This window comes from Luteimonas panaciterrae (genome assembly GCF_020511115.1).
Classification (GTDB): domain Bacteria; phylum Pseudomonadota; class Gammaproteobacteria; order Xanthomonadales; family Xanthomonadaceae; genus Luteimonas; species Luteimonas panaciterrae.
Map to the genome: position 1 here is coordinate 751413 of NZ_JAJAVH010000001.1, position 26513 is coordinate 777925.

Annotated in this window: 26 protein-coding genes; 11 read left to right on the top strand and 15 right to left on the bottom strand. The window is 65.4% G+C overall.

Features of this window, described 5'->3' with window-relative positions:
* Positions 1-98 precede the first annotated feature (98 nt).
* Positions 99-902, bottom strand: coding sequence for a M23 family metallopeptidase (locus LG367_RS03300; RefSeq protein ID WP_226467778.1), 804 nt, complete (start codon positions 900-902; stop codon positions 99-101).
* A 178-nt stretch (positions 903-1080) separates the two neighbouring features.
* Between LG367_RS03300 and LG367_RS03305 the strand changes: the two genes are divergently transcribed.
* Positions 1081-2013, top strand: a complete 933-nt coding sequence (locus LG367_RS03305; RefSeq protein ID WP_226467779.1) for an MBL fold metallo-hydrolase — start codon at positions 1081-1083, stop codon at positions 2011-2013.
* Between the two features lie 21 nt (positions 2014-2034).
* Here LG367_RS03305 and LG367_RS03310 read toward each other — a convergent pair whose 3' ends face one another.
* The 8 genes from LG367_RS03310 to LG367_RS03345 all read right to left on the bottom strand — a co-directional run bounded on the left by LG367_RS03310 (position 2035) and on the right by LG367_RS03345 (position 11053).
* A complete protein-coding gene (locus LG367_RS03310; protein WP_226467780.1) occupies positions 2035-2421 on the bottom strand; it encodes a VOC family protein in 387 nt (128 codons plus the stop codon).
* An 18-nt stretch (positions 2422-2439) separates the two neighbouring features.
* A complete protein-coding gene (locus LG367_RS03315) occupies positions 2440-2829 on the bottom strand; it encodes a VOC family protein (RefSeq protein WP_226467781.1) in 390 nt (129 codons plus the stop codon).
* The gene (locus LG367_RS03320; protein WP_226467971.1) at positions 2829-4244 is read right to left on the bottom strand and encodes a dihydrolipoamide acetyltransferase family protein; all 1416 of its coding nucleotides are present in this window, start codon (positions 4242-4244) and stop codon (positions 2829-2831) included. Before LG367_RS03320 ends, LG367_RS03315 begins: the two co-directional genes overlap by 1 nt.
* Before the next feature lie 36 nt (positions 4245-4280).
* Positions 4281-4643, bottom strand: coding sequence for an SH3 domain-containing protein (locus tag LG367_RS03325; RefSeq protein WP_226467782.1), 363 nt, complete (start codon positions 4641-4643; stop codon positions 4281-4283).
* A 4-nt stretch (positions 4644-4647) separates the two neighbouring features.
* On the bottom strand, positions 4648-5013 hold the full coding sequence (locus LG367_RS03330) for a cupin domain-containing protein (protein WP_226467783.1): 366 nt from the start codon (positions 5011-5013) through the stop codon (positions 4648-4650).
* A 14-nt stretch (positions 5014-5027) separates the two neighbouring features.
* Positions 5028-6056, bottom strand: a complete 1029-nt coding sequence (locus tag LG367_RS03335; RefSeq protein ID WP_226467784.1) for an alpha-ketoacid dehydrogenase subunit beta — start codon at positions 6054-6056, stop codon at positions 5028-5030.
* Positions 6053-7126 carry a pyruvate dehydrogenase (acetyl-transferring) E1 component subunit alpha gene (gene pdhA, locus LG367_RS03340; protein ID WP_226467785.1) on the bottom strand — a complete coding sequence of 358 codons (1074 nt, stop codon included), beginning with the start codon at positions 7124-7126 and terminating at the stop codon, positions 6053-6055. Before pdhA ends, LG367_RS03335 begins: the two co-directional genes overlap by 4 nt.
* A 348-nt stretch (positions 7127-7474) precedes the next feature.
* A complete protein-coding gene (locus LG367_RS03345; protein ID WP_425490893.1) occupies positions 7475-11053 on the bottom strand; it encodes a lamin tail domain-containing protein in 3579 nt (1192 codons plus the stop codon).
* Positions 11054-11179: 126 nt separating this feature from the next.
* Between LG367_RS03345 and LG367_RS03350 the strand changes: the two genes are divergently transcribed.
* Positions 11180-12064 carry a tryptophan 2,3-dioxygenase gene (locus LG367_RS03350; RefSeq protein WP_226467786.1) on the top strand — a complete coding sequence of 295 codons (885 nt, stop codon included), beginning with the start codon at positions 11180-11182 and terminating at the stop codon, positions 12062-12064.
* A 177-nt stretch (positions 12065-12241) separates the two neighbouring features.
* Positions 12242-13837, top strand: a complete 1596-nt coding sequence (locus tag LG367_RS03355; RefSeq protein ID WP_226467787.1) for a peptide MFS transporter — start codon at positions 12242-12244, stop codon at positions 13835-13837.
* A gap of 83 nt (positions 13838-13920) precedes the next feature.
* Here LG367_RS03355 and LG367_RS03360 read toward each other — a convergent pair whose 3' ends face one another.
* On the bottom strand, positions 13921-14442 hold the full coding sequence (locus tag LG367_RS03360) for a MarR family winged helix-turn-helix transcriptional regulator (protein WP_226467788.1): 522 nt from the start codon (positions 14440-14442) through the stop codon (positions 13921-13923).
* A 161-nt stretch (positions 14443-14603) separates the two neighbouring features.
* Between LG367_RS03360 and hppD the strand changes: the two genes are divergently transcribed.
* On the top strand, positions 14604-15713 hold the full coding sequence (hppD, locus tag LG367_RS03365) for a 4-hydroxyphenylpyruvate dioxygenase (RefSeq protein ID WP_226467789.1): 1110 nt from the start codon (positions 14604-14606) through the stop codon (positions 15711-15713).
* A 149-nt stretch (positions 15714-15862) separates the two neighbouring features.
* Positions 15863-17170, top strand: a complete 1308-nt coding sequence (hmgA, locus tag LG367_RS03370; RefSeq protein WP_226467790.1) for a homogentisate 1,2-dioxygenase — start codon at positions 15863-15865, stop codon at positions 17168-17170.
* 36 nt (positions 17171-17206) lie between these two features.
* On the opposite strand, the gene LG367_RS03375 is transcribed toward hmgA, so the two are convergent.
* A complete protein-coding gene (locus tag LG367_RS03375; protein WP_226467791.1) occupies positions 17207-17752 on the bottom strand; it encodes a hypothetical protein in 546 nt (181 codons plus the stop codon).
* Positions 17753-17888: 136 nt separating this feature from the next.
* Entirely contained in the window at positions 17889-18524 is a 636-nt protein-coding gene (locus LG367_RS03380) for a hypothetical protein (RefSeq protein ID WP_226467792.1), read from the bottom strand.
* Between the two features lie 141 nt (positions 18525-18665).
* Here LG367_RS03380 and LG367_RS03385 point away from each other — a divergent pair, with 141 nt between their 5' ends.
* The 5 genes from LG367_RS03385 (at position 18666) to LG367_RS03405 (ending at position 23990) form a co-directional block, all read left to right on the top strand.
* The gene (locus tag LG367_RS03385; RefSeq protein ID WP_226467793.1) at positions 18666-19331 is read left to right on the top strand and encodes a lectin; all 666 of its coding nucleotides are present in this window, start codon (positions 18666-18668) and stop codon (positions 19329-19331) included.
* A gap of 89 nt (positions 19332-19420) precedes the next feature.
* The gene (locus tag LG367_RS03390; protein WP_226467794.1) at positions 19421-20371 is read left to right on the top strand and encodes a calcium/sodium antiporter; all 951 of its coding nucleotides are present in this window, start codon (positions 19421-19423) and stop codon (positions 20369-20371) included.
* A gap of 5 nt (positions 20372-20376) precedes the next feature.
* On the top strand, positions 20377-21813 hold the full coding sequence (nhaD, locus tag LG367_RS03395) for a sodium:proton antiporter NhaD (RefSeq protein ID WP_226467795.1): 1437 nt from the start codon (positions 20377-20379) through the stop codon (positions 21811-21813).
* Between the two features lie 61 nt (positions 21814-21874).
* A complete protein-coding gene (gene nhaA / locus LG367_RS03400) occupies positions 21875-23122 on the top strand; it encodes a Na+/H+ antiporter NhaA (RefSeq protein WP_226467796.1) in 1248 nt (415 codons plus the stop codon).
* Between the two features lies 1 nt (position 23123).
* Entirely contained in the window at positions 23124-23990 is an 867-nt protein-coding gene (locus LG367_RS03405) for an NAD-dependent epimerase/dehydratase family protein (protein WP_226467973.1), read from the top strand.
* Positions 23991-24082: 92 nt separating this feature from the next.
* Here LG367_RS03405 and LG367_RS03410 read toward each other — a convergent pair whose 3' ends face one another.
* Genes LG367_RS03410 through LG367_RS03420 form a run of 3 tightly spaced genes read right to left on the bottom strand, consistent with a single transcriptional unit; the run spans position 24083 to position 25870 of the window.
* Positions 24083-24574 carry an Mpo1 family 2-hydroxy fatty acid dioxygenase gene (locus tag LG367_RS03410; RefSeq protein WP_226467797.1) on the bottom strand — a complete coding sequence of 164 codons (492 nt, stop codon included), beginning with the start codon at positions 24572-24574 and terminating at the stop codon, positions 24083-24085.
* A 22-nt stretch (positions 24575-24596) separates the two neighbouring features.
* Positions 24597-24932 carry a DMT family transporter gene (locus tag LG367_RS03415; RefSeq protein ID WP_226467798.1) on the bottom strand — a complete coding sequence of 112 codons (336 nt, stop codon included), beginning with the start codon at positions 24930-24932 and terminating at the stop codon, positions 24597-24599.
* Between the two features lie 26 nt (positions 24933-24958).
* The gene (locus tag LG367_RS03420; RefSeq protein WP_226467799.1) at positions 24959-25870 is read right to left on the bottom strand and encodes a phosphoribosylaminoimidazolesuccinocarboxamide synthase; all 912 of its coding nucleotides are present in this window, start codon (positions 25868-25870) and stop codon (positions 24959-24961) included.
* A 220-nt stretch (positions 25871-26090) separates the two neighbouring features.
* On the opposite strand from LG367_RS03420, the gene LG367_RS03425 reads away from it, so the two are divergent.
* Positions 26091-26423 (top strand): J domain-containing protein, encoded by a 333-nt coding sequence (locus LG367_RS03425; RefSeq protein WP_226467974.1) that lies wholly within the window; start codon positions 26091-26093, stop codon positions 26421-26423.
* Positions 26424-26513 lie beyond the last annotated feature (90 nt).

Genomic DNA, 26513 nt, shown 5'->3' on the forward strand with positions numbered 1-26513 from the left:
CTATGGTCGCCATTCCGGTGGGCACCTTACAAGCACGAACGCCGGCCACGTGTGTGACCGGCGTTGTGTGTACGCGCGATTTGCTGTTTTTTTGCCGGTTAACAATCCGGCGCGACGCGTCCGTCGGAGCCCGTGTAGGTGTACACATCGGGAATGTAACGACCGGTGCCGATGCGATTCCATAGATTGCTGGTGCCATAGGTGCCGGTGACGGACTGACCGGCGATCTGGCAATAGATCGTGACCTGGGCGCCGTCCGCGAGCGATCCAACGATGCTGTAAGTCGTGCTCGGACCGGAGCGCACGTTGAGATTGGCGCCGCTGGTGTTCACGGTGCCCGAGGCGGTGCCGCTGCTGCATGCGTTGTGGCTGGTGTAGCTCTGCTTGGCGTAGTAGGGAATGGCGACGCCGTTCCATACGATCTTCTTCACCGTGCCGCCGTAGCGCTGTTCATAGTGCAGATGCGGGGCGAGATTGTATTTGGCGCTGGTGTTGCCGACCGTGCCGATCTTCTGACCGATCTTGACGCTCTGGCCCGCCGACACCGAGCGCGAGTTGAGATGCGCGTAGAGCGTTTCCCAGCCGCCGCCGTGATCGATGACGATGTAGTTGCCGTAGCCGGTGGTCGTCGAATACGTGGAGGTCTTGACGGTGCCGCCGTAGGAGGCGACGACGGTGTCACCGAGATCGGAGTCCGGATTCGGACCACGATTGAGATCGACGGCGTTGGCGGGGCTGTGCCCGTCCCAGGTGCTGCCAACCCAGGTCTGGCCGCATGGAAACGGCAGCTGGAAATTGGGCGCGGCCTGCGCCGTGGCGATGGGTAGAACGAACGCCAGGATAAATGGGGCCGCGACCAGCCCGAACAATCGACGGATGCGATGCTTCACGATGCCTCTCATGCGAATGATTCCCCTCGTTGGATGGACGTTGCGAGAACTCGGACCAACAACAACGCGAACAGACAACAACGCGAACTGCCAGGGTCGTTCATGGCCTGCCGGGCCTCTCTTTGCCCGTTCGATGCCGGTATCCTGCGGGCATCCATTGCAAGCGCACGACGACGCGTCGGGAGAGTACATGACCGGACATTACGGCATCTTCACGATCGACACCGGCTTCCATCGGCCTGAATTCTGCGCGGCCTATCTGATCAAGGAAGCCGGTCACGCGGCGATCGTGGATTGCGGCACCAACCATTGCGTGCCACGAATGCTGGCCGCGCTGGAGGCGCAGGACGTGCCGCGCGAAGCGGTCGACTGGCTGATCCTCACCCACGTGCATCTCGACCATGCCGGCGGCGCCGGCGCGCTGCTGCGGGAGTTGCCGAACGCACGGCTGGTGGTGCATCCGCGCGGCGCGCCGCACATGATCGATCCGGCGCGCCTGATCGCGAGCGCCAAGGCGGTGTACGGCGAGGAGGAATTCGAGCGTAGCTATGGCGAGCTGATTCCCGTGCCGGCCGAGCGCGTGGTCGTCGCGGAGGATGGCCACGTCGTCGATCTCGTTGGCCGGCCGTTACTGTGCGTCGATACGCCGGGCCATGCGCGGCATCATCTGGCGGTGTGGGATGCGCGCAGCCGCAGCTGGTTCAGCGGCGACATCTTCGGATTGTCGTATCGAGAATTCGACACTGCGCAAGGCGCGTTCGTGCTGCCGACGAGTTCGCCGGTGCAGTTCGAACCCGAAGTGATGCAGGCCTCGATCCGGCGCATGCTGGCGGAGCAGCCGGAAGCGGTGTACGTCACCCATTTCGGTCGCGTGACCGAAGTGCAGCGCCTGGGCGCGGAGTTGATCGAGCAGGTCGATGAGATGACGGCCATCGCGCGCGATTACGACGGAAGCGCCGATCGCCATGCACGATTGGTGGAAGCGCTGACCGGGTATTACAGCGATCGCGCGCGGCGCCATGGCGTCGCCGATGCGGCGACGACGGTGTCGGAGATCCTGCCCATCGATATCGAACTCAACGCGCAGGGACTGGAGGTCTGGCTCGACCGCGCCCGGCGCTGAACGCCGCGCGGGGCAGGGCGGTCAATCGTTCCAGGCGTTCAGATGCGGGCCGAACGGCGTGCGCTGCTGGCGCACCACGCAGAAGCGGTGGCCGCTGGGCGCTTCCATCACCCACCAGGTGTGGACTTTCTCGATTCTCTTGGCGCCGAGCTTTTCCAGTCGTGCGGCTTCGGCGTCCACGTCGTCGGCTTCGATGTCGAGATGGATGCGCGAAGGGTGCGAGACTCGCTGCAACAGCAGTATCGGTTCGTCGCGCTCGGTCTTCAGCTCGGCGTATTTGCCGTCGCCGTCCTGGTCGGCGCTGACGATGCCCTTGCCGAGCGCCTTGCTCCAGAATTCGACGTGCGGAGCGAGATCGTCGACGTTGCAGTCGAGGACGAACGTGGATAGACGGCTGTGGTGCGACATGTCGGTGCTCCTGATGTTTCAGTGCGTGGTGGGAGCGGCGAGGGGCTGCCCGAATTGCAGCAGATAACCGTTGTTGTCGTAGATGGCGAACTCGCGCATGCCGTAGTGGAAATCCTCGAGCGGATAGCAGACGCGCGCGGCATCCTTCAGGCGTCGCCACCAGGTGTCGACCGCACCGGTGCGCAGGTACAGCGACCCGGTGAACGCGGGCGCGACATCGCCTTCGTGCGCGTTCGGCGCGGCGAGCATGATCTCGATGCCGTCGCGACTGAGCGCGGCCCAGCCGTCATCGATTCCGCCGGCGTCGAGCGCGAAGCCGAGCGTGTCGGTGTAGAACGCGATCGACCCCGGCATGTCCCAGGTGCGCAGCGTCGGCGTCAGGCCGTGGAGCGAGGAAGGAGTGCTCATTATTGCGACAGTGCCAGATCGTCCAGCATCGCCTTCAGGAAACGCGCCGCTTCGCCGCCGGTGCAGGCGCGATGGTCGAAGGTGAGCGAAAGCGGGATGATCTTGTGCGATTCGAAGCCGCCGATCACCGGCGTGATCTGGTGACGGCTGCGGCCAGCGGCGACGATCGCCACCGTCGGTGGCACGATCACCGGCGTGGCGTAGCGGCCGGCGAACATGCCGAAGTTGGAGAGCGAGATGGTGTAGCCGCTGAGTTCGCTGGCCGGAATGCTGCGATCCTCGACCTGCGCGCGCAGCCGGTTGACGCCTTCGCGCACGCCGCGCGCGTCGAGCACGTCGGCATTGCGCAGTGCCGGCACGAACAGGCCGTCGTCGGTGTCCACGGCGATGCCGATGTCGACTTGCGGATGCAGCGTGCGGGTGAGCTTGTCGCCATCGAACCAGGCGTTGAGCGCGGGCACGGTGCGCGCGGCTGCGCAGATCGCACGCACCAGGCGCACGGTGACATCGTTGCCGGGCGTCCAGGCGTGGATGTCGGCGTCGTCGCTGAGCGTGGTCGGCACGACCTTGCTGTGCGCGTCCGCCATCACGCGTGCCATGTTGCGGCGCACGCCCTTGAGCTGTTCGGGCTGGCCGCTGACCGAAACGCCCGGCGGTTGCGTGCGCATGGGCTTGCCGGAGGCGGACAGGGCGGTACGGTTGTCGAGACTGCGAGCAGGTGCCGCCGAGGACGCCTGCGCATTTCCGCTCGCGGTGGCGCGCGGCGCAGCTGGCGCTTGTGCGCCGGCCTTTGCACTGCCATCAGAGGCGGCGCGCTTCACGTCATCCATCGTCACCACGCCGTCCGGACCGCTGCCGCGCACGCGCGTCAGATCGACACCGAGCTTGCGCGCCTGCGCGCGCACGGCCGGCATCGCCTTCACGCCGCCCACTGCCACCGCCTGTTCGCTGCGCACCGCGTCCGAGGACTGCATCGCGCCGACCACGGTGCCGCTGTCCTCGCGCTGGGCGGGCTCGCCGGCAGGCTTGCCTTTGGGCGCGGGCTGCGCGGCGTCGCTGATCGCGCCGCCTTCATCCGAGGCGACGACTTTGTCGCCGCCACTCGGCGCTTGGCTGCCGGCACCGTGATGGTGGCCGGTATCCTGTCCTTCGGAACGCTGCGGCAGATTCGGATCGACCTCGAACACCGCCAGCATCGTGCCGGTGACGATCACATCGCCGGCGCTGCCCGCGAGCTTGAGCACCTTGCCGGAAACCGGCGAGGGCACCTCCACCACTGCCTTGGCGGTCTCCATCGAGACCAGCGGTTCGTCGAGCCGGACGACTTCGCCGACTTTGACGAACCACTCGACGATGGTGGCATCCGGCAGCCCCTCGCCGAGATCGGGCAGGTGGAAGGTTTTCTGGTCGGCCATGGTGTCCTCTACGGTCGTGCTCATGCGTTTAAGGGTTCAGTCAATGCGGCTTGAATCGATCATTTCGATGGCGCGCGCCGGAATCCATCCGCTCGCGCCTTGTGCGTTCTCGGCCCACCACCAGTCGGCCATTTCGTAATGCAGCGTGAGCACATCGCCGGGATCGGCATCCAGCTCGCGCGTGTCGTAATCCTGTTGCGCGACTGCTTCGCCGACGTCGCGATCGAACAGTATGCTGGGAATCCAGCCGCCGAGACCGCTGGCGAGCGAGGTCCAGATGAACTGCGGCCAGTCGGTGTCGCGTTCGCCCAACGTCACCATGTCGCCGGTGCTGACGCGGATCGCGGGGCGTTCCGGCGCGCGATGCTGGAGGACGACGCGGGCGCGCCTTATTCCCATGAGTTCACACCCAGACGTCGCTGGCGGCGGTCAGCGTGCCGCCAGCGTCGCCCGTGTTCACCACGCCGCGCGGTTCGATGATCAGCGCGTGGCATTCCTCTTGCGCACGAGTGATGTGTTCGACACCGCGCGGCACCACGAACAGTTCGCCTTCGCGGATCGTCACTTCGCGGTCGCGGAATCCGATCCGCATCTCGCCTTTCATGACGATGAACACCTCGTCGGTATCCTCGTGCTGATGCCAGACGAAATCGCCTTGCAGTTTCACCAGCTTGAACTGGTAGTCGTTCATCTCCGCGACGACGCGCGGCGACCAGTGCTCGGAGAACTTGGCGAGCTTCTGTGCGAGATTGACGATGTCCGATGCCATGGTGGTTGCCTCGCTCAGGCGGCGAGCGCCCGCTTGGCCGCCGTCACGATCTTGTCGACGCTCGGCAGATACTTCATCTCCAGGCGGAACAGCGGGATGTGGGTGTCGTAACCGGTGACGCGCTCGACCGGTGCCAGCAGGTCGTACATCGATTCCTCGGCGAGACGCGCGGCGATCTCGGCGCCGAAGCCGGCGGTGCGCGGCGCTTCGTGCACGATCACGCAGCGGCCGGTCTTGGACACCGATTCGGCGATGGTGGCGAAATCGAGCGGCTTGAGCGTGGCGACGTCGATGACCTCGGCGCTGATGCCTTCGCCGGCGAGCTTGTCGGCGGCTTCCAGCGTTTCCTTCACCTGCGCACCCCAGGTGACGAGGGTGATGTCGCTGCCGTCGCGCAGCACGTAGCAGACATCGAGCGGCAATGCTTCGCCGTCGTCGGCCACCACTTCCTTGTACTGGCGGTAGATGCGCTTGGGTTCCATGAAGATCACCGGATCCGGATCGCGGATCGCGGCGAGCAACAGGCCGTAGGCGCGCGCGGGCGAGGACGGCAGTACCACGCGCAAGCCCGGCACGTTGGTGAAGATGGCTTCGTTGGCTTCGCTGTGATGTTCCGGCGCGCGGATACCGCCGCCCCACGGCACGCGCAACACCATCGGGCAGTGCAGGCGGCCGCGGGTGCGATAGCGGAAGCGCGCAGCGTGGCAGACGATGTGGTCGACCATCGGATACATGAAGCCGTCGAACTGTGCTTCCGCGACCGGCTTCATGCCCATCGCGGCCATGCCGACGGTGAGGCCGGCGATGGTGGTTTCGTCGAGTGGCGTGTCGAGCACGCGCTCGGGTCCGAACTTCTGCTGCAGGCCGGCGGTGGCGCGGAACACGCCGCCGTTCACGCCGACGTCCTCGCCGAGGACGATGACGCTGTCGTCGTTGCGCATCTCATAGGCCAGCGCCTGCGTGATTGCTTCGATGAGCGTGATCGCCACCGGCGTCGCCGCCTGCGCGGAGGCCTTGTTGTTGGCTTCGGTCATGACGTTCATGCGCGCTTCTCCAGTGCAATGGCGGCGGCACGCTGTTCGAGCAGATCGGGCGGCGGATCGGCGTAGAGATAGTCGAACATCGCTTCCACCGGTTGCACCGGCGTTTCCAGGTAGGCGTTGAGCTCGATATCGATCGCCTTGGCGCATTCCTCCGTCCAGGCTTTTTCCGCGGTCTCGTCCCACAGCTTCTTCGCGGTGAGATACGTGCGCAGGCGCGTGACCGGATCGCGCGTCCAGGCATCCTTCACTTCGGCATCATTGCGGTAGCGACGGGCGTCGTCGGCCGTGGTGTGATCGTGCAGACGATAGGTGAGGAATTCGATCACGCTGCCGCCACCACCGCTGCGCGCCAGTTCGGTCGCGCGGCGCATGCCCTCGAGCACGGCGATCAGATCGTTGCCGTCGACCTGGAACGAATTCAGGCCGCCGGCGATGCCCTTCTGCGCCAGCGTCTTGGCGCCGGTCTGCGCCGAGCGCGGCACCGAGATCGCCCAGCCGTTGTTGATCACGCACAGCACCAGCGGCAGCGTGTAGGCGCCGGCGGAGTTGAGCGCGGCGTAGAAGTCGGTCTTCGACGAACCGCCGTCGCCGCAACAGGCCACGGCCACGCGGGCTTCCTTGCGCAGCTTGAACGACAGCGCCGCGCCGGCGGCGTGCAGGCACTGCGTGGAGATCGGCACCGACCAGGCGAAATCGTGACGCGGTCCGGCGAAATCGTTGCCGCGCTCGTCACCGCCCCAGTACAGCAAGACTTCGCGCGGCTTCACGCCGCGCATGAACTGTGCGCCGTATTCGCGGTAGCTCGGCGCGAACACGTCTTCCGGCTTCATCGAAGCGCCGATGCCGATGTGCGTGGCTTCGTGTCCAAGGCAGGACGCATAGGTGCCGAGCTTGCCGGTGCGTTGCAGGGCGATCGATTTGCTGTCGAATGTGCGCACGTACAGCATCTGCTTGAACAGCGGCAGCAGTGTCTTGGCGTCGGCGAACGCGGCCGGCGGTTCGGCGACGAGCTTGCCGTCGGGACCGAGGTATTGGAGGTATTCGATTTCGAATTGGGCGGCGATTGTCATCGCATCGGCATCCTGGACATTCTGGACGGGGGAATGGCCCGGGGCGCCAGGGCATCGGGGGATGCGAGATGGCGTTCCGGACGGCTGGGTCCGGCGTGTGATGGACGTCGGGCCTGGCTGAGCGTCGGAGGAATCCGCCTATGGAAGGCTTGTGAGGATTCGCGGCGCCGGGTCCGAAAGATGATAACCGCAGGTTTGTTAACGCCCATTGCGCAATGCGGCACGAGCCGCCGCGTGGCACGGAGTGTCGTTGCCGATGGGACTTGACAAAAAAGGGCGCGGCGATGGCGCCGCGCCCTTTGTCACATTTCGCCGCTGTGCGCGGCGCCGGAACCTCAATTCACGACATCAGTTCACGGTGCTGGAGAACGTCGCCGAATTGTTCGAAGCGTCCGAGTCGGTGGTCGTCGTCGCGGCCGTGCCCTGCACGGTGACCACGCCGCCGGCGGGCGTCGGCTTGACGTTCGTCTTCAACGTGAATCCGACGCTGGCACCGGGTGCCAATGCGTTGGCGCTGCTGCAGGCGAAGCTCACCGCGCGCGGACCGTTCTTGACCTTGGTGCAGGTCCAGCCGGCGGGTGCGGCGAGCGTCGAGGTGGTCACCAGCGTGTTGCCGGAAACGGTCAGCGTCGGTTGCGCCGCGGCCAGTTGTCCATCGTTGCTCAACGTCAGCGTGTACTGCGCACTGAACGCGGAAGCGGGCAGGGTGGCGGGACCGCTGATGCTGAGCGCGAGGTCCGCCGCCGGCGGCAGTTCGATGGTCAGCACGGTGCTGGCGTTGTCGTTGGCTGCGTTCGTGTCCGGCGTCTGCGAGGTGATCGACGTCGCCAGCGTGAGCGTGCCGCCCGCGAGCGCGGCGTCGGCCAGGACTTGCAGCGTGAACGTCTGCGTGTCGCCGGCGGCGAAGCTGTCCTTGCTGCACGACACCACCGTGCCCGTCGGACTGGTCTCGGGCGCACCGCAGACCCAGCCGGCGGGAGCGGCCACGACCGGCGAGATACCGTGATCGAAGGCGAAGGCGATACCGGCGAACGCGGCCGCGTTCGGACCAACATTGCTGGCGTCGACGCTGAAGGTCGCGGTCTGGCCGGGCTGCACGCTGCTCGGCGTCACGTTCGCCGCCACGCCGAGGTCGGCGAACTGCTGTGCCTTCAGGCGCAGCAGCACGACGGCCGGGTCGTGGTCGGACAGGCGCGTCGGCGTGTTGGCGTCGTTGCGCGCGGTCTCCGGGAAGTCGGCGTTGATGCGGGCGTGGTCGATCTCGACCGTCGCGAGCTGATCGGAATTCATCAGCGCCGCATTGGCGATGACGTGATCGAGCGATTGCACGTTGCCGTCGTACGCATACGAGTAGCTCTGATCCGGCGTGTGCAGGAAGGTGAGATCGTCGTAGTCGGGATTGACCAGGTCGGCGCCGTCGCCGGCGATGACGGTTTCATCGTCCGGGCTGGGATGGCCGGTGACGATGCCCATCGGATCGACATAGCCGTCATTGAACTCGAAGGCATTGAAGTCGCCGAGCACCAGCACGTGTTCGCTCGGCTTCGCCGTCTGACGCGTCTGCAGCAGGTTGGCGAGGAACTCGGCCTGCTTCTGGCGCTTGGCGCGGATGCGCAGGCCTTCGGCGTCGTCGGTTTCCATGCCGTTGAGCGAACGCTGATGCACCGCGATGACGGTGATCGGGAGGCTGCGGCCGTCGGTGAAGTTCGCCTGTGCCTCCAGCACCAGCGGCGGGCGGTCGTTGAGCAGGCTGGTGCTGCCGTCCGGCGCGGTCCAGGTGGTGGACTTGCCTTCCTGCGTCACGCCCACGACTTCGATGCGGCTGACGGTGCCGACGCTCGCGCTCTTCACCAGGAAGCCGACGTCGATGCCGCCCACGTCATTGCCTTCCATCAGGTAGGCGACGTATTCCGGATTCGACTGGCCGGCGGCGACGGCATCGTTGTTGATGCGCGTGGCCACCGTTTGCAGCACGGTCAGGTTCTCGACTTCCTGCACGCCGACGATGTCGGGCGTGTTGAGGTAGTTGCGGATCGCCAGCGAGGCCTTGTTGAGGCGGTTCTCGTAGGCGGTCGGCGTGAGCACCGGTTCGCCGATGGCCGGATCGTTGACGGTGTCGAAGAAGCGCTGCATGTTGAAGCTGGCGACGGTGACGTCGTCGGCGCTCGGCAGCAGTGCGGCCTTCGGCTGATCGGCGCCGTTGCATTGCACTTGCAGCGCCTGTTCTGGATACAGCGTGTAGCGGCGGAAGCTGTAGTCGAGCGGACCGGTGGCGTTGCTCACCAGGCATCCGGACGCGGCGTTGACGAGACCGGCGCCGAGCGCGTTGCTGCTCACCGCGATCACCTGCGGGTTGGTGTTCCAGCGCGGCACGTTGGCGCCGCTGCCGGCGGGCAGCGGGTCGGGCTGCTGCACGCCGGGCTTGCGGTAGGCGCGCGGCTGGCCGGTGACGATGGCATGGAACACGCCGTTGCTGCTGCCGGTGGCGTTGGGCTCGCTGACGTTGCCGAGGGTCGGCGTGTTCACCGTCAGGCTGGCGGCGGTGACGCGCATGCCTTCCAGGCGTTCGAGCTGGTTGTAGGCGCCGTTGGCATCCGGGAAGCTCGCGGTGAGCGCGACCGGCATCGGCAGCGCATTGCCGCTGGAGAGCTGGGTGACGACCGGCGAACTGCCGATTTCGGTCAGCGGCGGCTGCGTCGGATCGGCGCTCGGCACGTATTCGACCACCGTGCCGCGCACCTGCACGCGGTTGCCGACCGTGGCGGCGGCCGGCGGTGCGGCGTTGGTGAAGACGAACACGCCTTCGGAAGTGAGCGGGTCGGCGTCGGCCTCGGCATCCGGCATCTGGATGAAGAAGCCGTTGTTGCGGCGCGCAGTGACGATGCCGCCGGTGGTGACCACCTGGCCGGCCAGCGGCGAGCTGTCGCCGTTGCCCTGGATGTCATGAATTGGTAACAGCACGATGTCGTCGTTGACGATGGTGCCGATGGCCTGCACATCGCCGGCGAGCGCGCCGGTCACGTTGCCGATGTTGACGAAGAAGGTTTCGTCGGCCTCGTTATTGGTGTCGCCCTGCACGCTGACGCTGAAGCTGTACGTGCTGGAACCGGCCGGGATGGTCTGCGCGGTCAGCGACTGGCTGGTGTAGTCCGAGCCGGCGCTGGCGGTGCCGTTGGCGGTGGCGATGTCGAAGCTGACGCCGCTCGTGCCCGCCGGCTCGCTGAGCGAGACGATGAAGGTGAAGGTCGTGCTGCCGCTGTTGCCTTCGGCCTGGACCACGTCGGCGATGTTCAGCACGGGCTGGCCGCCGCCGCAGACGTTCACTGTCGCGGCGCTGTTGCGCGGCGTCGGTGTGCCGGTGGCGAAGTCGGCGCCATTGTTGTTGCTGTCGGTGCAGCCGCCGCCGGCGCGCAGCACGGCGAGGGTGTTGCTCGGGGCCGGTGTCGGCGTGGAGCCTTCCGAGCAGTTGGCGGTGCTGCCGAAGCCGACGAAGTCGATGTTGCCGGCCGGGCAGGCGCCGCTCAGCGCCGTGGTGCTGTTGACCAGCGCCACCTTGCCGGCGGTGCCGCTCATCGGGATGGTGCCGGTGGCGTCCGGCGTCGGCAGTGCCGTGGTGCCGCCGGTGCCGTCGGCTTCCTTGATCAGGTAGTAGCCGCCCGGCGCGATGCTGCCGGAGAGCGTGGTCACCTGCCAGCTGGTGCCCGTGGCCGAGGCGTACTGCACGGACCAGCCGGCCAGGCTGACCGCGCTGGTGCCGTTGTTGTGCAGCTCGATGAAATCGCTTTTCAGCGTGGCGCCGGAATTGCCGCCACCGCCGTAGACCTGGCTGATCACTACCTGTTGCGCCTGCGCCATCCCTGTAAAGCCGAATGCCGCGCAGCAGGACAACAGTCCCCTCAACGCCCATCGGCGCATGATCTTGCTCATCGAATATCCCCAGAATGTGGACGGACCCGCGGCTTCCCCTCACCGCATTGGCGCGCGATTGTGCCGCAACCGGATGGCAGGCGCATGACGCGCCGAATACGCCAAGATCGGTTAATCTGAAAGGTTATGAGCATCGATAAAAATCAGCGGCCGCTCGAGGCGGGGATCCATACCGACCTGTCCGGGCGCCTGACGTATCAGGGTTACCTGCGTCTGGATCGCTTGCTGACCGCGCAGCAGCCGCTGTCGAACCCGCCGCATCACGACGAGATGCTCTTCATCATCCAGCACCAGGTGTCGGAGCTGTGGTTGAAGCTGTTGATCCATGAACTGTCGACGGCGATCGAATGCCTGCGCAAGGACATGGTCTGGCAGTTCGGCAAGGTGGCCTCGCGCTGCAAGCAGGTGCTGCGGCAACTCACCGAGCAATGGTCGGTGCTGGAAACATTGACGCCGTCCGAGTACATGGAATTTCGCGACGTGCTCGGGCCTTCCTCGGGATTCCAGTCGTTGCAGTACCGCACCGTCGAATTCCTGATGGGCAACAAGAACGCGGGCATGCTGCGCGTGTTCAAGCACGATGAAGAGGCCGAGGCGGGATTGCGCACCGTGCTGGAAGCGCCCGGGTTGTACGACGAATTCCTGCGCTACCTCGCGCGCTGGGGCCATGCCGTGCCGCAGCGTCATCTCGATCGCGACTGGAGCCAGCCGCACGTCGCCGATGCCGAACTGCTGCCGGTGTTCGAACGCATCTACGAGGACACCAATCGCTACTGGCGTGAATACGCGTTGTGCGAGGACATGGTGGATCTGGAGACGCAGTTCCAGCTGTGGCGCTTCCGCCACATGCGCACGGTGATGCGCATCATCGGCTTCAAGCGCGGCACCGGCGGTTCCAGCGGTGTCGGCTTCCTCAAGCAGGCGCTGGAGCTGACGTTCTTCCCGGAACTGTTCGACGTGCGCACGACCATCGGCCCGGGGGCCGAATACGGAAAACCGGCGGACAAGTAGTCCGCGGGGTTTGCGGGAATGCTATACCGGACCCGGGAAAGGGGGCGCGCGCCTGGAATGCTGCAAAGCAGCATGAATCTCAGGGCGATCCTGGTTTGACGTGGCCTTCACGGTCGGACATCCTCCCGCGCGCCCCGTGCCGGGCGTCGCATTCCATTCACCGACAGGGGAGACCGCATGAGCGGAGCCGCCACCACCCAAGTACCGGAAACGCCGATTCCGGAATTCAAGCAGGTCATGGGCCATCCGCGTCCGCTGTGGATGTTGTTCATGACGGAATTCTGGGAACGCTTCGCGTTCTACGGCATTCGGTGGGCGTTGGTGCTGTACATGGTGGCGCAGTTCCATAATGGCGACCCTTCCGGTGAGGCACCGTCCAACCGTACCTACGGCGCGTATCTCGCACTGATCTACGCGGCGGCGATTTTCGGTGGCTATGTCGCCGATCGCATCATCGGCTATCAACGTTCGATCCTGCTGGGCGCCGCGATCATGGCGGCTGGCCTGTTCATGATTTCGATCCCGGACCCGCTGGTGTTCGAGCTCGGCCTGGCCACGATCATCTGCGGGAACGGCCTGTTCAAGCCCAATATCTCGACCATGGTCGGCAAGCTGTACGCCGTCGGCGACGGCCGGCGCGACGCCGGATTCACGATCTTCTACATGGGCATCAACTTGGGCGGATTCCTCGCGCCCATCTTTACCGGCATCCTCGCCGACCAGATCTTCGGCACGCCCGAGATGCCCGCCTACAAGGTGGTGTTCATCGCCTCGGGCATCGGCATGCTGATCAGCCTGATCTGGTTCTGGTTCGGCCGCCGCCAGTTGCAGATCATCGGCCGCCCGCCGGCCGACAGCCAGGACAAGCGCAAGGTTGTCTACGTGCTGATCGGCGCGCTGCTGTCGATTCCGGCGGCGTACTTCCTGCTGGCCATCAATGCGATCACCCTGGCCTGGGTGCTTGGCGTCATGTTCGTGGCCTTGTGCGCGATGCTGCTGGTCGAGGGCATCCGCGAAGGCGCGGTGCAGCGCGATCGCGCGATCGCCATGCTGATCATCTTCGTGTTCAACGTGCTGTTCTGGATGTTCTTCGAACAGGCTGGCAGTTCGTTCACCTTCCTTGCCGACAAGATCGTGGATCGCGACATCTTCGGTCCCGGCGGCTTCGTGTTCTCCAATGCCTGGTTCCAGTCGGTCAATTCGCTGGCCATCATCCTCATCGCGCCGATTCTTGCGGTGATCTGGGTGTGGATGGGCAAGCGCAACATCGAGCCTTCGATCTCGCGTAAGTTCAGCCTGGGCCTGACCTTCAACGGCTTGGCGTTTCTGTTGCTGGTAGTGGTGCTGACCCCGGTGGTGCTGACGCTGTCCGGCGCTCACGACATCCCGTGGTGGATGCAGTGGGCGACGAGCGTTTCCCCCTCCACGCCGTACGAGGCCGCGGCGGGGAAGATTCCGTTCTGGTCGCTGTTCATGGTCTATGTCATCCAGTCGGTCGGCGAGCTGTGTCTGTCGCCGATCGGGTTGTCGATGGTGACCAAGCTGGCGCCGGTGCGCCTGGTGGGCTTCGGGATGGGCGGATGGTTCCTGTCCACCGGTATTGGCAACAACCTGTCCGGCATTTTCGCCGGTGTGGTGAGCGGCGAGGGCGGCATGAGCCCGCTGACGGCGCTGACCGGCTACGGGTTCGGTTTCCTGGTGCTGCTCGCGGCCGGAGTGCTGCTGTTCCTAGTCGCGCCTTTGATCAGCAAGCTGATGCACGGTGTGAAGTAAGCGCGAGATGAAGTGAAACCTGTTTTTGCCCGTCATTCCTGCAACAGCAGAAATGACGGGCGAAAGCCACAAGCTTGCCGGGCTCAGGGTTCGCCGCTTTCCAGCCGCGACAAGCCTTTCTGCAGCAGCTTGTCGATCACCGAATCCAATGCCTTGTGCTCCTCGTCGCTGAGGCATTCGAACAGACGGCGCTCGCAGTCCAGCGCCATCGGCACGACTTCGTCGTAAACGCCGTAGCCCGCCTCCGACAGTGTGAGCACCGAACGACGGCGGTCGTCGCCGTGAATCTCGCGCTGGATCAGGCCGCGTTCGAGCAGCTTGGCCACCGCGCGGCTCACCGCCACCTTGTCCATCGCCGTGCGTTCGGCCACCTGGTTGGCTGACAGATCGGGATAGCGCCCAAGCACCGCCATCACCCGCCACTCGGTGATCGCCAGAGCGAAGCGGGCGGCATAGAGGTTGGCGATGGTCTGGCTGACCCGGTTCGACAGGATGCTCAGCCGATAGGGCAGGAAGCGCTCCAGCTCGAGGATCTGGTGCTGCTCTTGGCCGGGACGTTCCTGGGCGGCGTGCGCGAGGGGCGTGGAGTCGGGGGATGGGGGCATGCTGCGCTGCACCTTGCAATTGGTTTCAGTTGAAACTATAAATGAGGGCAGGCCGCTTGCGCGGTACTGCCGCGCGGTCTGCACGAATGCCCGGCGTGCTTCGCCGGGCAATGCGTCACAAGTCCGCACTATCTTCGATTCTATAGCCGAGATCACCCGTCATGAGCGCGCAACAGACACCCCAGGCCACGCAGCCGGGCATGCAGGTCACCACATTCGACAACCCGATGGGGATCGACGGCTTCGAGTTCGTCGAGTTCGCCGCGCCCGCCGGACAGGGCGCGCTGCTGCACGACTATTTCCGCAAGCTCGGCTTCACCCAGGTGGCACGGCACAAGACCCGCCCGATCAGCACCTACCGGCAGGGTGACTGCACCTTCCTTATCAACGAGGACCCGGATTCGTTCGCCGCTGACTTCGCCGCCAAGCACGGCCCGAGCGCGTGCGGCTTTGCCATCCGCGTCAACAAGCTGGCCGAATGGGCACGCGTGCAGGCGCTGAAGAACGGCGCCGAGCAGATCGGCGAGCGCGAACTGACCAAGGCGGTGGCCGCGCCGGTGATCAAGGGTATCGGTGACTGCATGCTTTACATCGTCGACCGCTACGACGAGCAGGGCACCATCCACGATCCGGACTACGAATACCTCCCCGGCGTGGACAAGATGCCGAAGGGCTTCGGCCTGACCTTCATCGACCACCTCACCCACAACCTGTATCCGGGCAACATGGCGAAGTGGGCGGATTATTACGAGCGCCTGTTCAACTTCCGCGAGATCCGCTATTTCGACATCAAGGGCGCCAAGACCGGCCTGGTGTCGAAGGCGATGACCGCGCCCGACGGCATGGTGCGCATCCCGCTGAACGAGTCGTCCGATCCGAAGTCGCAGATCAACGAATACCTCAACGCCTATCATGGCGAGGGCATCCAGCACATCGCCTGCTTCACCGACGACATCTATTCGACGGTGGAAGCGATGCGCGCGGCCGGCATCGAATTCCTGGACACGCCGGACACCTATTTCGAGGTGATCGAGCAGCGCATTCCGAACCACAACGAGGACGTGGCGCGGCTTGCCAAGAACAAGATCCTCATCGACGCCGATCCGGAAACCAAGCAGCGCAAGCTGCTGCAGATCTTCACCCAGAACGCGATCGGCCCGATCTTCTTCGAGATCATCCAGCGCAAGGGCAACGAAGGGTTCGGCGAAGGCAACTTCCAGGCGTTGTTCGAGAGCATCGAGCGCGACCAGATGAAGCGCGGCGTGCTCTGAGGCACGCCGCCCGCTCCCTGTTCAGGGCCGCTGCAACGATCTGTTGAAATCGGAGTCCGGCCACGACTGGCGCGATCTGAATTAAGGTGGCGCCGGCGCTATTTCATCCCGATGCGATTCCGAAGGAATGGCATCCAGGAGTCAGAACCATGCAATCGAACGGCTATCAATCCGGCTTCGGCAACGAGTTCGCCACCGAGGCCGTGCCCGGTGCGCTGCCGCAAGGACAGAACTCGCCGCAGAAGGTGGCACACGGCCTGTACGCAGAGCATCTGTCCGGCACCGCGTTCACCGCGCCGCGTGGGCAGAATCGCCGCAGCTGGCTGTATCGCATCCGGCCCGCGGTGATGCATGGCCGGTTCGCCGCCTACAAGTCCGCGACGGGCGATGCATTCCACAACGAATTCGAAGAGGGCCCGGTTCCTCCCGACCAGCTGCGCTGGAATCCGTTGCCGCCGCCTGAAGCGCAAGGCGTGGATTTCGTGGATGGCCTCTACACGATGGCCGGTAACGGCTCGGCCGCCGCGCAACACGGCATCGGCATTCATTTGTACGCGGCGAATGCTTCGATGCGCGGCCGTTTCTTCTACGATGCCGACGGCGAACTGCTGATCGTCCCGCAACAGGGCCGGCTGCACATCGCCACCGAGTTCGGTGTGCTGGACGTCGAGCCGCAGGAGATCGCGGTGATCCCGCGCGGCATCCGCTTCCGCGTCGAACTGCCGGACGGCGCTTCGCGTGGCTACGTATGCGAGAACTTCGGCGCGCTGCTGCGCCTGCCCGATCTCGGGCCGATCGGCAGCAATGGCCTTGCCAATCCACGCGATTTCCTCACGCCGAATGCCGCCTACGAAGATGAAGAGGGCGAGTTCGAACTGATCGCCAAATTCCAGGGCCATCTGTGGCGCGCGCCCATCAACCATTCACCGCTGGACGTGGTCGCCTGGCACGGCAACTACGCGCCGTACAAGTACGATCTGCGCCGCTTCAACACGATCGGTTCGATCAGCTACGACCATCCCGATCCCAGCATCTTCACGGTGCTGACCTCGCCGAGCGACACGCACGGCACCGCCAATATCGATTTCGTGATCTTCCCGCCGCGCTGGCTGGTGATGCAGCACACGTTCCGGCCGCCGTGGTTCCATCGCAACATCGCCAGCGAATTCATGGGGCTGGTGCATGGCGCCTACGACGCCAAGGCGGAAGGTTTCGTGCCGGGTGGCGCCTCGCTGCACAACAGCATGAGTGGGCACGGGCCGGACGCGGAGACTTTCGACAAGGCATCCAATGCCGATTTGTCGAAGCCGCATGTGATCACCGACACCATGGCTTTCATGTTCGAGACGCGCGCGGTGATCCGCCCGACAAGGCAAGCGCTGGAAGCGGCGCATCGGCAGCGCGATTACCAGGATTGCTGGACCGGGCTGCGCAAGCATTTCTCGCCGCCGGCCTAATTGCCGGCCTAACTGTTGCCGGCCGAATCGCGCGGCTCAGACGCGCGCGGATTCGCTCGCGGGCGCGGGTGTGCCGAAGGCGTCGAGTTCGATCTTGTATTGCTCCGGCAGAATTTCGCTGAGCCGTTCCGCCACGCGGCGGCTGTAGCTCGGACTGGCCACCATGCGGATGTGGCGCAGTGCGTGGAACAGGTGCAGCGCCAGTTCCTCATGGTCGCGGCAGGCGCGAAGCGCGGTGGCGATCGCGGTCGCGTCCTCGCCGCGTTGCAACTGCAGCATGTCGAACATGTACACCTTGGCGGCGGCCAGCGAGCGGCGCGACGCGGGTACCGCTGTCGTCGCGACGGCGTGTGGTTGCGCGGCGGGCATGACCGGCGCGATGGCCGCATCGCCGTCGACCAGGTAGCCATCGCGCAGCAGCCGTGGCATGGCGGTGTGCACCGAGGCGCCGAGCAATACCGCAAGCGCGCCCGCATCGCGCACACCGTCGCTGAGAATCAGGATACGGCGCTCCAGCGCATTGAGATCGCTGGGTCGGTCGCGCAGGGCGCTGCGCGCTTTCTCGGTCTTGCTGGGGCGCATCGCGGCGGACTCGGTGAGGCCGCAAATCTAGGCGCCGCGTATGAAGCCGACATGACAGCGGGCTCATGACAGTGTGCTCGTGACAGCGTGGTGCCACCGCCATGTCCGTGACCGCGATGAGTGATTTGGAATCTTTTCAGCGCGAAACGCCGTCCGAGTAGGGCAGCTTGTCCGGCAGTTTCTCGCGCAGCACGAACCCCCAGAGGGCATTGGCCGTGCCCGGGTAGAGATTCACCGCCACCGAGCGGCCATCGGCGGAGACCCAGCGCCAGGCCAGCGGCGTGTTCTCATCGATGTTGAAATAGAAATTCTGATGCGAGCCGCCGCGATAGTTGCCGTAGACGCCGGCGACGATGCCGGATTTGATCCGGACGGAGCTGCCGCCGTTCGCCAGCGGCAACGACTGGCCGGGGATGTAGTCGTTCACCTTGCTCGCGTAGTTCGCCAGCAGGTATTGGCGCGAGGCCGCGCCGGTATCGTTGAAGCCGGGGCTCGTGCAGCCGGGCGTGGTGCTGCCGCCGGCGATGGTCCACGCCGTCTCGACCCAGCCGCAGCCCTGGAAGTTGCCGCCGGCATAACCGTAGGCGTAGTCGCCGGAGGTCTGCTGGCGATAGAAGCCGGCATTGCGATACAGCGTGCCGACGAAGAAGCCTTGCGGGTTCATACGGACGTAGAGGCTGTCCGCGTTCACCTGCCGATTCTCGGCCAGGGCATGAGGAAGCGGTTCGAAGACGAAGAACAGAGCGATCGCCAGGGCTGCGAACTTTTTCATGACGGAATCCCGATTGGATAGAGCGCGGATTGGATGAGGCGCGGATGGAGGCAGCGGCGGCGATTGTCCTCGCGAGGGGCGTTTGCGTGGCGTTAATGCCGCATGGCAAACGCTATCGGTTCATCCGCATGGAGCCAGGGCATGTCATCGCTTCGCATCAAGACACCGCGCCTTAAAACATTACTCCCCGTCATCACCGTGCTTGCGCTGGCGGCTTGCGACCGCGCACCGGCACCCGGGCAGACGGCGCCGAACGCAACGCCCGCGCAGGGCCAGCTGGACCAGCCGGCCGAGGACGTGCCACCCGCCACGGCGCCGGCGGAGGAGGCCAAGCCGGCCGCAGAACCTCAGCAAGGCTCCGACCTCGCCTTGGCGCACATGGATGGATATGGCGACATGCGCTTCGGCATGACGGTCGATGAATTCAAGAAGGCCTGGGGCGGCGAACTCAAGGGCGAGACATCCTCGGAGTGCTTCTACCTGACGCCGAAGTGGGTCAAGGTGCCTTCGGATTTCGCCTTCATGTTCGAGGGCGGCAAGTTCGTGCGCTACGACGTCGGCAACGACAAGGAAACCGCGCCGGGCGGCGGCAAGCGCGGTATGGGCGCCGAGGAGATCGTCAAGCTGTATGCCGGGCGTGTCGAGGAGACGCCGCACAAATACGTCGAGGGCGGGAAATATCTCGGCATCCGCGACGACAAGGGCGGGAAGGGCAAGCTGGTGTTCGTGGTCGATGCGAACGGCAAGGTCGTGGACTGGCGCGTGGGCGTGCCGCCGCAGGCCGATTACGTCGAGGGCTGTTCCTGACGGCGTCGAAATCGATGCGGGAATCGATGTTTTCGCGCGCATGACGGCCAACGGCTAGAATCCCCTCGATCCTTGGGGAGACGCGCGCCATGTTCGAAGCCATCGGTTTCTTCCTGCTCGGTCTGGTTTTGCTCGCGCTCGGTGGCGATGCCATCGTCAAGGGCGCTTCCGGCCTGGCGCGACGGCTGGGCGCATCGCCGTTCGCGGCCGGGCTGCTGCTGGTGGCCTTCGGCACCTCGCTGCCGGAGCTGGCCGTCAACGCACGCGCGCTGGTCACCGGCAGCCAGGCGCTGGCGCTGGGCAACGCGGTGGGCAGCAATATCGTCAACATCGGGCTGACGCTCGGCGCCGCCGCGCTGGCCGCGCCGCTGCTGATCCGCTGGCGCGCGCTGGTGCCCTTGCTGGTGTGCCTGCTGCTGGCGACCGTGGCGGTGATCGTCGCCGGCCTGGACGGCGTGCTCGGCCGGTTGGAAGGCATCGTGCTGCTGGTCGTCTTCGTGGCGGTGGTGGCGTTCGCGCTGATGCGCACCCGTGGCGAGAAACCGGAGCTGCAGGATGCGATCGCCGCCTTCGCGCACAGCAATGCCGGGCTCGCGCTGAACCTGCTGCGTGTGGTCATCGCCATCGCGCTGCTGTACTTCGGCGCGCGCTGGGTCGTGCAGAGCGCGCCCGTGATCGGGCTCGCGTTGGGCATGGAGCCGCTGGTGACGGGCCTGCTGGTGGTCGCGATCGGTACCGCGTTGCCGGAAATGGCCGCGGCCGTCGCCGCCGCGCGACGCGGGCAGGGTGATCTGGTCGCCGGCCACGTCATCGGCTCCAGCCTCTTCAATCTCCTGGTCGTGCTGGGCGGCATGGCGGCCGTGCGCGACGTGCCGGTGCCGGCCTCGTTCGTGCATCTCGAATTGCCGGCGGCGCTGGTGTTCGCGTTGATGCTGGTACCGATCCTGCGCGGCGACCATCGCGTGAGCCGGACCGAAGGTGTGGTGCTGCTGCTCGCCTTCATCGCCTGGGTAGCGTTCGAAATCGTGTTGACGCATTGATGGCGATGATGTCCGCCGTCACGCGTTTCCTTCAGTGCACGCTTCGAATCGCACTGCCGGCTTTCGCCTTGGCGGCGATGTCGACGCCGGCCTTCGCCTCGACCACGCAGATCGACCTCACCACGCATTGGGCCGGCTACGCCGCGATCGCGATCTTCGTGCTGGCCTATCTGTTCGTGGTGCTGGAGGAATTCACCCATCTGCGCAAATCGCAGCCGGTGATGCTGGCCGCCGGTGTGATCTGGGCGCTGCTGGCCGCGGCAGTGGCTGCGCGCGGCGACATGGAGCTGGCGCATCACGCTGTGCGCGAGTACCTGCTCGAATACGCGGAATTGCTGCTGTTCCTGCTTGCCGCGATGACCTACGTCAACGCGATGAGCGAACGCCGCGTGTTCGACGCGCTGCGTGCCTGGTTGCTGCGGCGCGATCTCGGCTATCGCGCATTGTTCTGGATCACGGGCGGGCTGGCGTTCGTGTTGTCACCGTTGCTCGACAATCTCACCACGTCGCTGGTGATGAGCGCGGTGCTGCTCGCCGTGGGCGTGGGCAATCCGCGTTTCGTGGCGCTGGGCTGCATCAACATCGTGGTGGCGGCGAATGCCGGCGGCGCGTTCAGCCCGTTCGGCGACATCACCACGCTGATGGTGTGGCAGCGTGGCCTGGTCGAGTTCTGGACTTTCTTCGCGCTGTTGGTTCCGTCATTGGTGAATTGGCTCGTGCCCGCGTCGCTGATGCACTTTGCGCTGCCGTCAGGCAAGCCGGCGAGCAGCGACGTGCGTATTTCGATGAAGCGCGGCGCGAAACCAATCATGGCCTTGTTCGTAATCACCATCGTGCTGGCAGTCGGATTCCATAGCGTGCTGCACATCCCGCCGTTCCTGGGAATGATGACCGGGCTGGCGTTCCTGAAGCTTTACGGCTGGTGGCTGCAACGCACGGCGCGCCATCATGAGCAAGCTGATTTCGCACGCGAGGGCTCGCCCGGCGATATCGACGCCTTCGACAGCTACGAACAGGTGGCGCGCGCGGAGTGGGACACGCTGCTGTTCTTCTTCGGCGTGATCATGTGCGTGGGTGCGCTCGGCTTCTGCGGCTATCTCGCGCTGTCTTCGCAGCTGTTCTACGGACACCTGGGGCCGACCGCGGCGAACGTGCTGGTCGGCCTGGTCTCGGCCGTGCTCGACAACATCCCGATGATGGTGGCCGTGCTGCAGATGAATCCGACGATGGACACCGGGCAGTGGCTGCTGGTGACGTTGACGGCCGGCGTCGGCGGCAGCCTGCTCTCGATCGGATCGGCCGCGGGCGTGGCGCTGATGGGGCAGGCGCGCGGGCAGTACACATTTTTCAGTCATTTGAAGTGGAGCTGGGCGATCGCGCTCGGCTACGCCGCGAGCATCGGCACGCATTTGTGGCTCAACGCACGGTATTTCACTACCTGACGCGGTTTTCGCGCTTCCCGGAAGCGAGATGCGAAAAGCAGGGTGCGGCTACAATCCCCGCATGACCGACCCCACGCCCGTCACCCGCGCGGTACGCGTCCTGCCCGAACGCGCGTTGCGCGCGCTCAGCGAATTCTTTCGTCTGGAGGCAGCCGGCGGCATCCTGCTGATCGGCGCGGCGGTGCTGGCGCTGCTGTGCGCGAACTCGCCGCTGGTCTCCGTGTACGAAGGATTCCGCGAACTGCCGGTGCAGGTGCGCGTGGGCGCGCTCGATCTCGCCAAGCCGTTGCTGCTGTGGATCAACGACGGCCTGATGGCGATCTTCTTCCTGCTGGTGGCGCTTGAGATCAAGCGCGAGGCCTTGAGCGGGCAATTGTCGGAACGCTCGCAATTGGTATTGCCGCTAGCCTGCGCGGCCGCGGGTGTCGTGGTGCCGGCTGCGATCTTCTGGTTCGTCAATCGCGGCGATGCCGCGGCGCTGCGCGGCTGGGCGATTCCGGCCGCCACCGACATCGCCTTCGCGCTCGGCATCCTCTCGCTATTGGGCTCACGCGTGCCGGTGGCGATGAAGCTGCTGCTGTCGACCATCGCGGTGATCGATGATCTCGCCGCGATCGTGATCATCGCGCTGTTCTACACCGATCAGTTGTCGCTGACCGCCTTGTCGTGGGCAGGGGCCGCGATCGTGGCGATGTTCCTGCTCAATCGTCGTGGCGTGCGTTCGTTGACGCCGTATCTGCTGCTCGGCGTCGTGATCTGGGTATGCGTGCTGAAATCGGGCGTCCACGCGACGCTGGCGGGTGTCGTCACCGGCCTGATGATTCCGCATGGAAGCCGGCGAGACGATGCTGCTCATGGCGAGGAAGCCTCGTCACCGCTGGAGACGCTGGAGCATGCGCTGCATCCTTGGGTCGCCTACGCGATCCTGCCGGTGTTCGCCTTCGCCAACGCGGGCCTCGATCTGCGCGGTTTCTCCTGGGCCGATGCCTTGACGCCGTTGCCGCTGGGCATTTTGTGCGGTCTGCTGCTCGGCAAGCCGCTCGGCGTCATCGGTGCCGCGCTGTTGCTGCGCCTGTTCGGGGTGCGGCTGCCGCAAGGATTGGATCTGAAAGCGACCGTCGGGCTTGGATTGTTGTGCGGCATCGGCTTCACCATGAGCCTGTTCATCGCCTCGCTGGCGTTCTCGAACGATGCGGCGCGCTTCGATTCCGGTGTATTCGGCGTGCTGGCGGCTTCGGTGACGGCGGCGCTCGCAGGCTTCATCTGGCTGTGGATCACGCTGCCGAAAGACTCGCGTGACGAGCACTGACATGCGGCATGCGCTCGTCTTTGGCGCCAGCGGACAGATTGGACGATTGTTGTTGGCGCGGTTGGTCGAACAAGGCTGGCAGGTGCATGCGGTCTCGCGGCAAGCGCGGATCGATGTGCCGGGCGTGCGCTGGCTGCGCGGCGATCTGCAGCGGATCGAAGGGTTGCCATCCGAGGTCGGCGTGATCGTCAGTTGCGGCCCGCTCGATCTGTTCGCGCGCTGGTACGCGCAGGCACGCGTCGCCTGTCCGCGCGTGATCGCTTTCGGCTCGACCAGTCAGCTGGTGAAAGCGGAATCGGCCGATGCCGCCGAACGCGATCTCGCCGCACGCTTGCGAGAGGGCGAACGCTTGGTGCTGGAAACCGCCACGACACGCGCCGCCGCCGCGACCTTGCTGCGGCCGACGCTGATCTACGGTGCCGGCGGCGATCGCACGCTCACGCGCATCGCTGCGATCGCGCAACGCTGGCATCGCTTCGCCTTGCCGCGCGATGCCGTCGGGCTGCGCCAGCCTGTGCATGCCGATGATCTCGCGCAGGCGGCGTTCGCCGCGATCGATGCGCCCGACTCGCATGGGCGGGCTTACGAATTGCCGGGCGGCGAAACCCTGTCGTATCGCGATATGACGGCGCGCGTGCTGGCGACGCTGCAGCCGCCCGCGCGCCTGTATCTGTGGCCCGCGCCGTTGTTTCGCCTGGCGCTGGCATTCGCCCGCGTCGCCGGCGTCGCGCGCGGTTTCGGTGGCGCGGCGCTCGCGCGCATGCGCGAGGATCTCGTCTTCGACGCGACGCCGGCACGGCGGGATTTCGGCTACGCGCCGCGTCCGTTCCGGCCGACGGCGGAGATGTTCGTGTCGCGCGGCGACTGACGGTCTTCGTCCGTCAATCCCACCTTCGCGGGAATGACGAGCAAAATCAAGGCGAGAAAGCGAGCTTGCAGCAGCGCTCAAGTCGAAAGGCGTCAGTACTTCCAGCCCAGCTTGCGATAGAGCTTCGACAGCACCCACGCCGGGCCGATCAGCAGATAGGTCAGATCGGTGAAGAAGCTCGGCTTCTTACCCTCGATCTTGTGGCCAATGAATTGCGCGATCCACGCCACCACGAACACGGCGATGGCGGCATACAGCAGCGTCTGCAGGCCGTAGCGCAGGGACAACCAGCGTGTCAGCCACGACATCGCCACGAACACCACCAGCATGCCGAGCCCGAGCGCGCGCGAGGCACGGTAATAGAACATCCAGGCCGCGAACATCGCCAGCGCCGCCCACAGCCCGGCGGTGAACCAGGTGATCGGCACCGGGATGCACCACAGCAGTGCGATCACGCTCCACAGGATCGCGGGCACTGCGATCACGTGGATCGATTGGTTGGTGGCGTTACGATGATCGCCGGAGTAGCTCGCGAACCAGCGGTCGATGGGACGTTCTTCGGCGACGGCATTGACTGCGTTCATGACGACCTCCTGCAAGGCGCGATCAATGCGCGCTGGATTTGGAGAATACCTGCAACACCACGACGCCGGTGACGATCAGGCCGATGCCGACCAGCGCCGCCAGGTCCAGGGACTGCTTGAAGACGATCCAGCCGATCAATGCGATCAGCGCGATGCCGACGCCCGACCAGATCGCATAGGCCACGCCGATCGGCACGGTGCGCAGCACCATCGACAGGCACCAGAACGCGATGCCGTAACCGATCACCACCACGGCCGAAGGGCCGAGCCTGGTGAAGCCTTCCGAGGATTTCAGCGCCGAGGTCGCCACCACTTCGGCGACGATGGCGGCGGCGAGGTAGAGGTATCCGCTGTTCATGGCGAGAGACGGAAACCCGCGCGTCTTCAGTCGATCGCGATGTCGGCCAGCTTCTGCAGCGCCTCGGCGTATTTCGCCCGCGTGCGTTCGATCACCTCGGCCGGCAGTCGCGGGCCGGGCGCGGTCTTGTTCCAGTCCAGCGTTTCCAGATAGTCGCGCACGAACTGCTTGTCGTAGCTCGGCGGGCTGGTGCCGACCTGGTATTCGTCGGCGGGCCAGTAGCGCGAGGAATCCGGCGTGAGCATTTCGTCCATCACGTACAGACGGCCGTCGGCGTCGGTGCCGAATTCGAACTTGGTGTCGGCGAGCAGGATGCCGCGCTGCGCGGCGTACTCGGCGGCGAAGCTGTACAGGCGCAGCGTGGCGTCGCGCACCTGTTCGGCGAGGTCGGCGCCGATCGCGCGCACCATCGTGTCGAAGTCGATGTTCTCGTCGTGGTCGCCGACCGCGGCCTTGGTGGAAGGCGTGAAGATCGGCTGCGGCAGTCGTTCGGCCTGGCGCAGGCCGTCGGGCAGGGCGATGCCGCTGACGCGGCCGGTCTTCTGGTAGTCCTTCCAGCCGCTGCCGATCAGGTAGCCGCGCGCGATGGCTTCCACCGGCACCGGCTTCAGTTTCTTGGTCACCACCGAGCGCTGCACGTAAGGCGCCGGGTCGACGCCGGCCGGCAGCACCGAGGCCACGTCGATGCCGGTGAGGTGATTGGGCATCAGATTGGCGGTCTTGGCGAACCAGAAGTTGCTGATCTGACACAACATTTCGCCCTTGCCGGGAATCGGATCGGGCAGTACCACGTCGAAGGCGCTGAGGCGGTCGGTGGCGACGATCAGGAGCCGGGGATCGCCCTCGTCACCGGGCAACTCGAACACATCGCGCACCTTGCCGCGGTGGCGCAGGGTCAGACCAGGAAGATCGGCGGAAAGCAGGGTGGTGGCGGCCAACTCGAATGCCTCGTGGAGGCGGTGGGGCCGGGTAGTGTATGGCGAAGCGGCGCATTTGCGAGCCCCGGGCTGGCGACCGCTGAATCGAAGCCGCATCAAGCGGCCGAGGCGGCCGCGAATGGCCTGGCTGGGGCCTCCGGAGCCGATTTCGCGGCGCCAGGGATGGCAGGTGCGGCCCCCGAGCTTCGTGACAACGGTCCAGCCACTTACACTGTCGCCCATGAAGCGCTGGTACGGAAAACTCCTCGGATTCATCGCCGGCGTCCTGCTGATGCGGACCAATCCGCTGCTGGGGGCGATGCTCGGCCTGCTGATCGGCCATGCCTTCGACGCCGACTGGTTCCGCAGCCCGCGCGAGAATCCCTATCGCGTGCTCGGACTCACCGAGGAGGCGAACGACGCCGAGGTTGATCTGGCCTATCGGCGGCTGATTAGCCAATACCACCCGGATCGGCTCAATGGCGTCGCCGAGGAGCTGCGCAAGCAGGCGGAGGTGAAGGCGCGGGAGATCAATGCGGCCTACGATCGCATCAAGACATTGCGGCGGAAGTGATATCGAGTTCGGGTTTCTGAAGGCAAACGGATGATGAAACCGGTCGCATCTCTTCAAGAAGCACTAGACCTTGTGGATGCATTTGTTGGT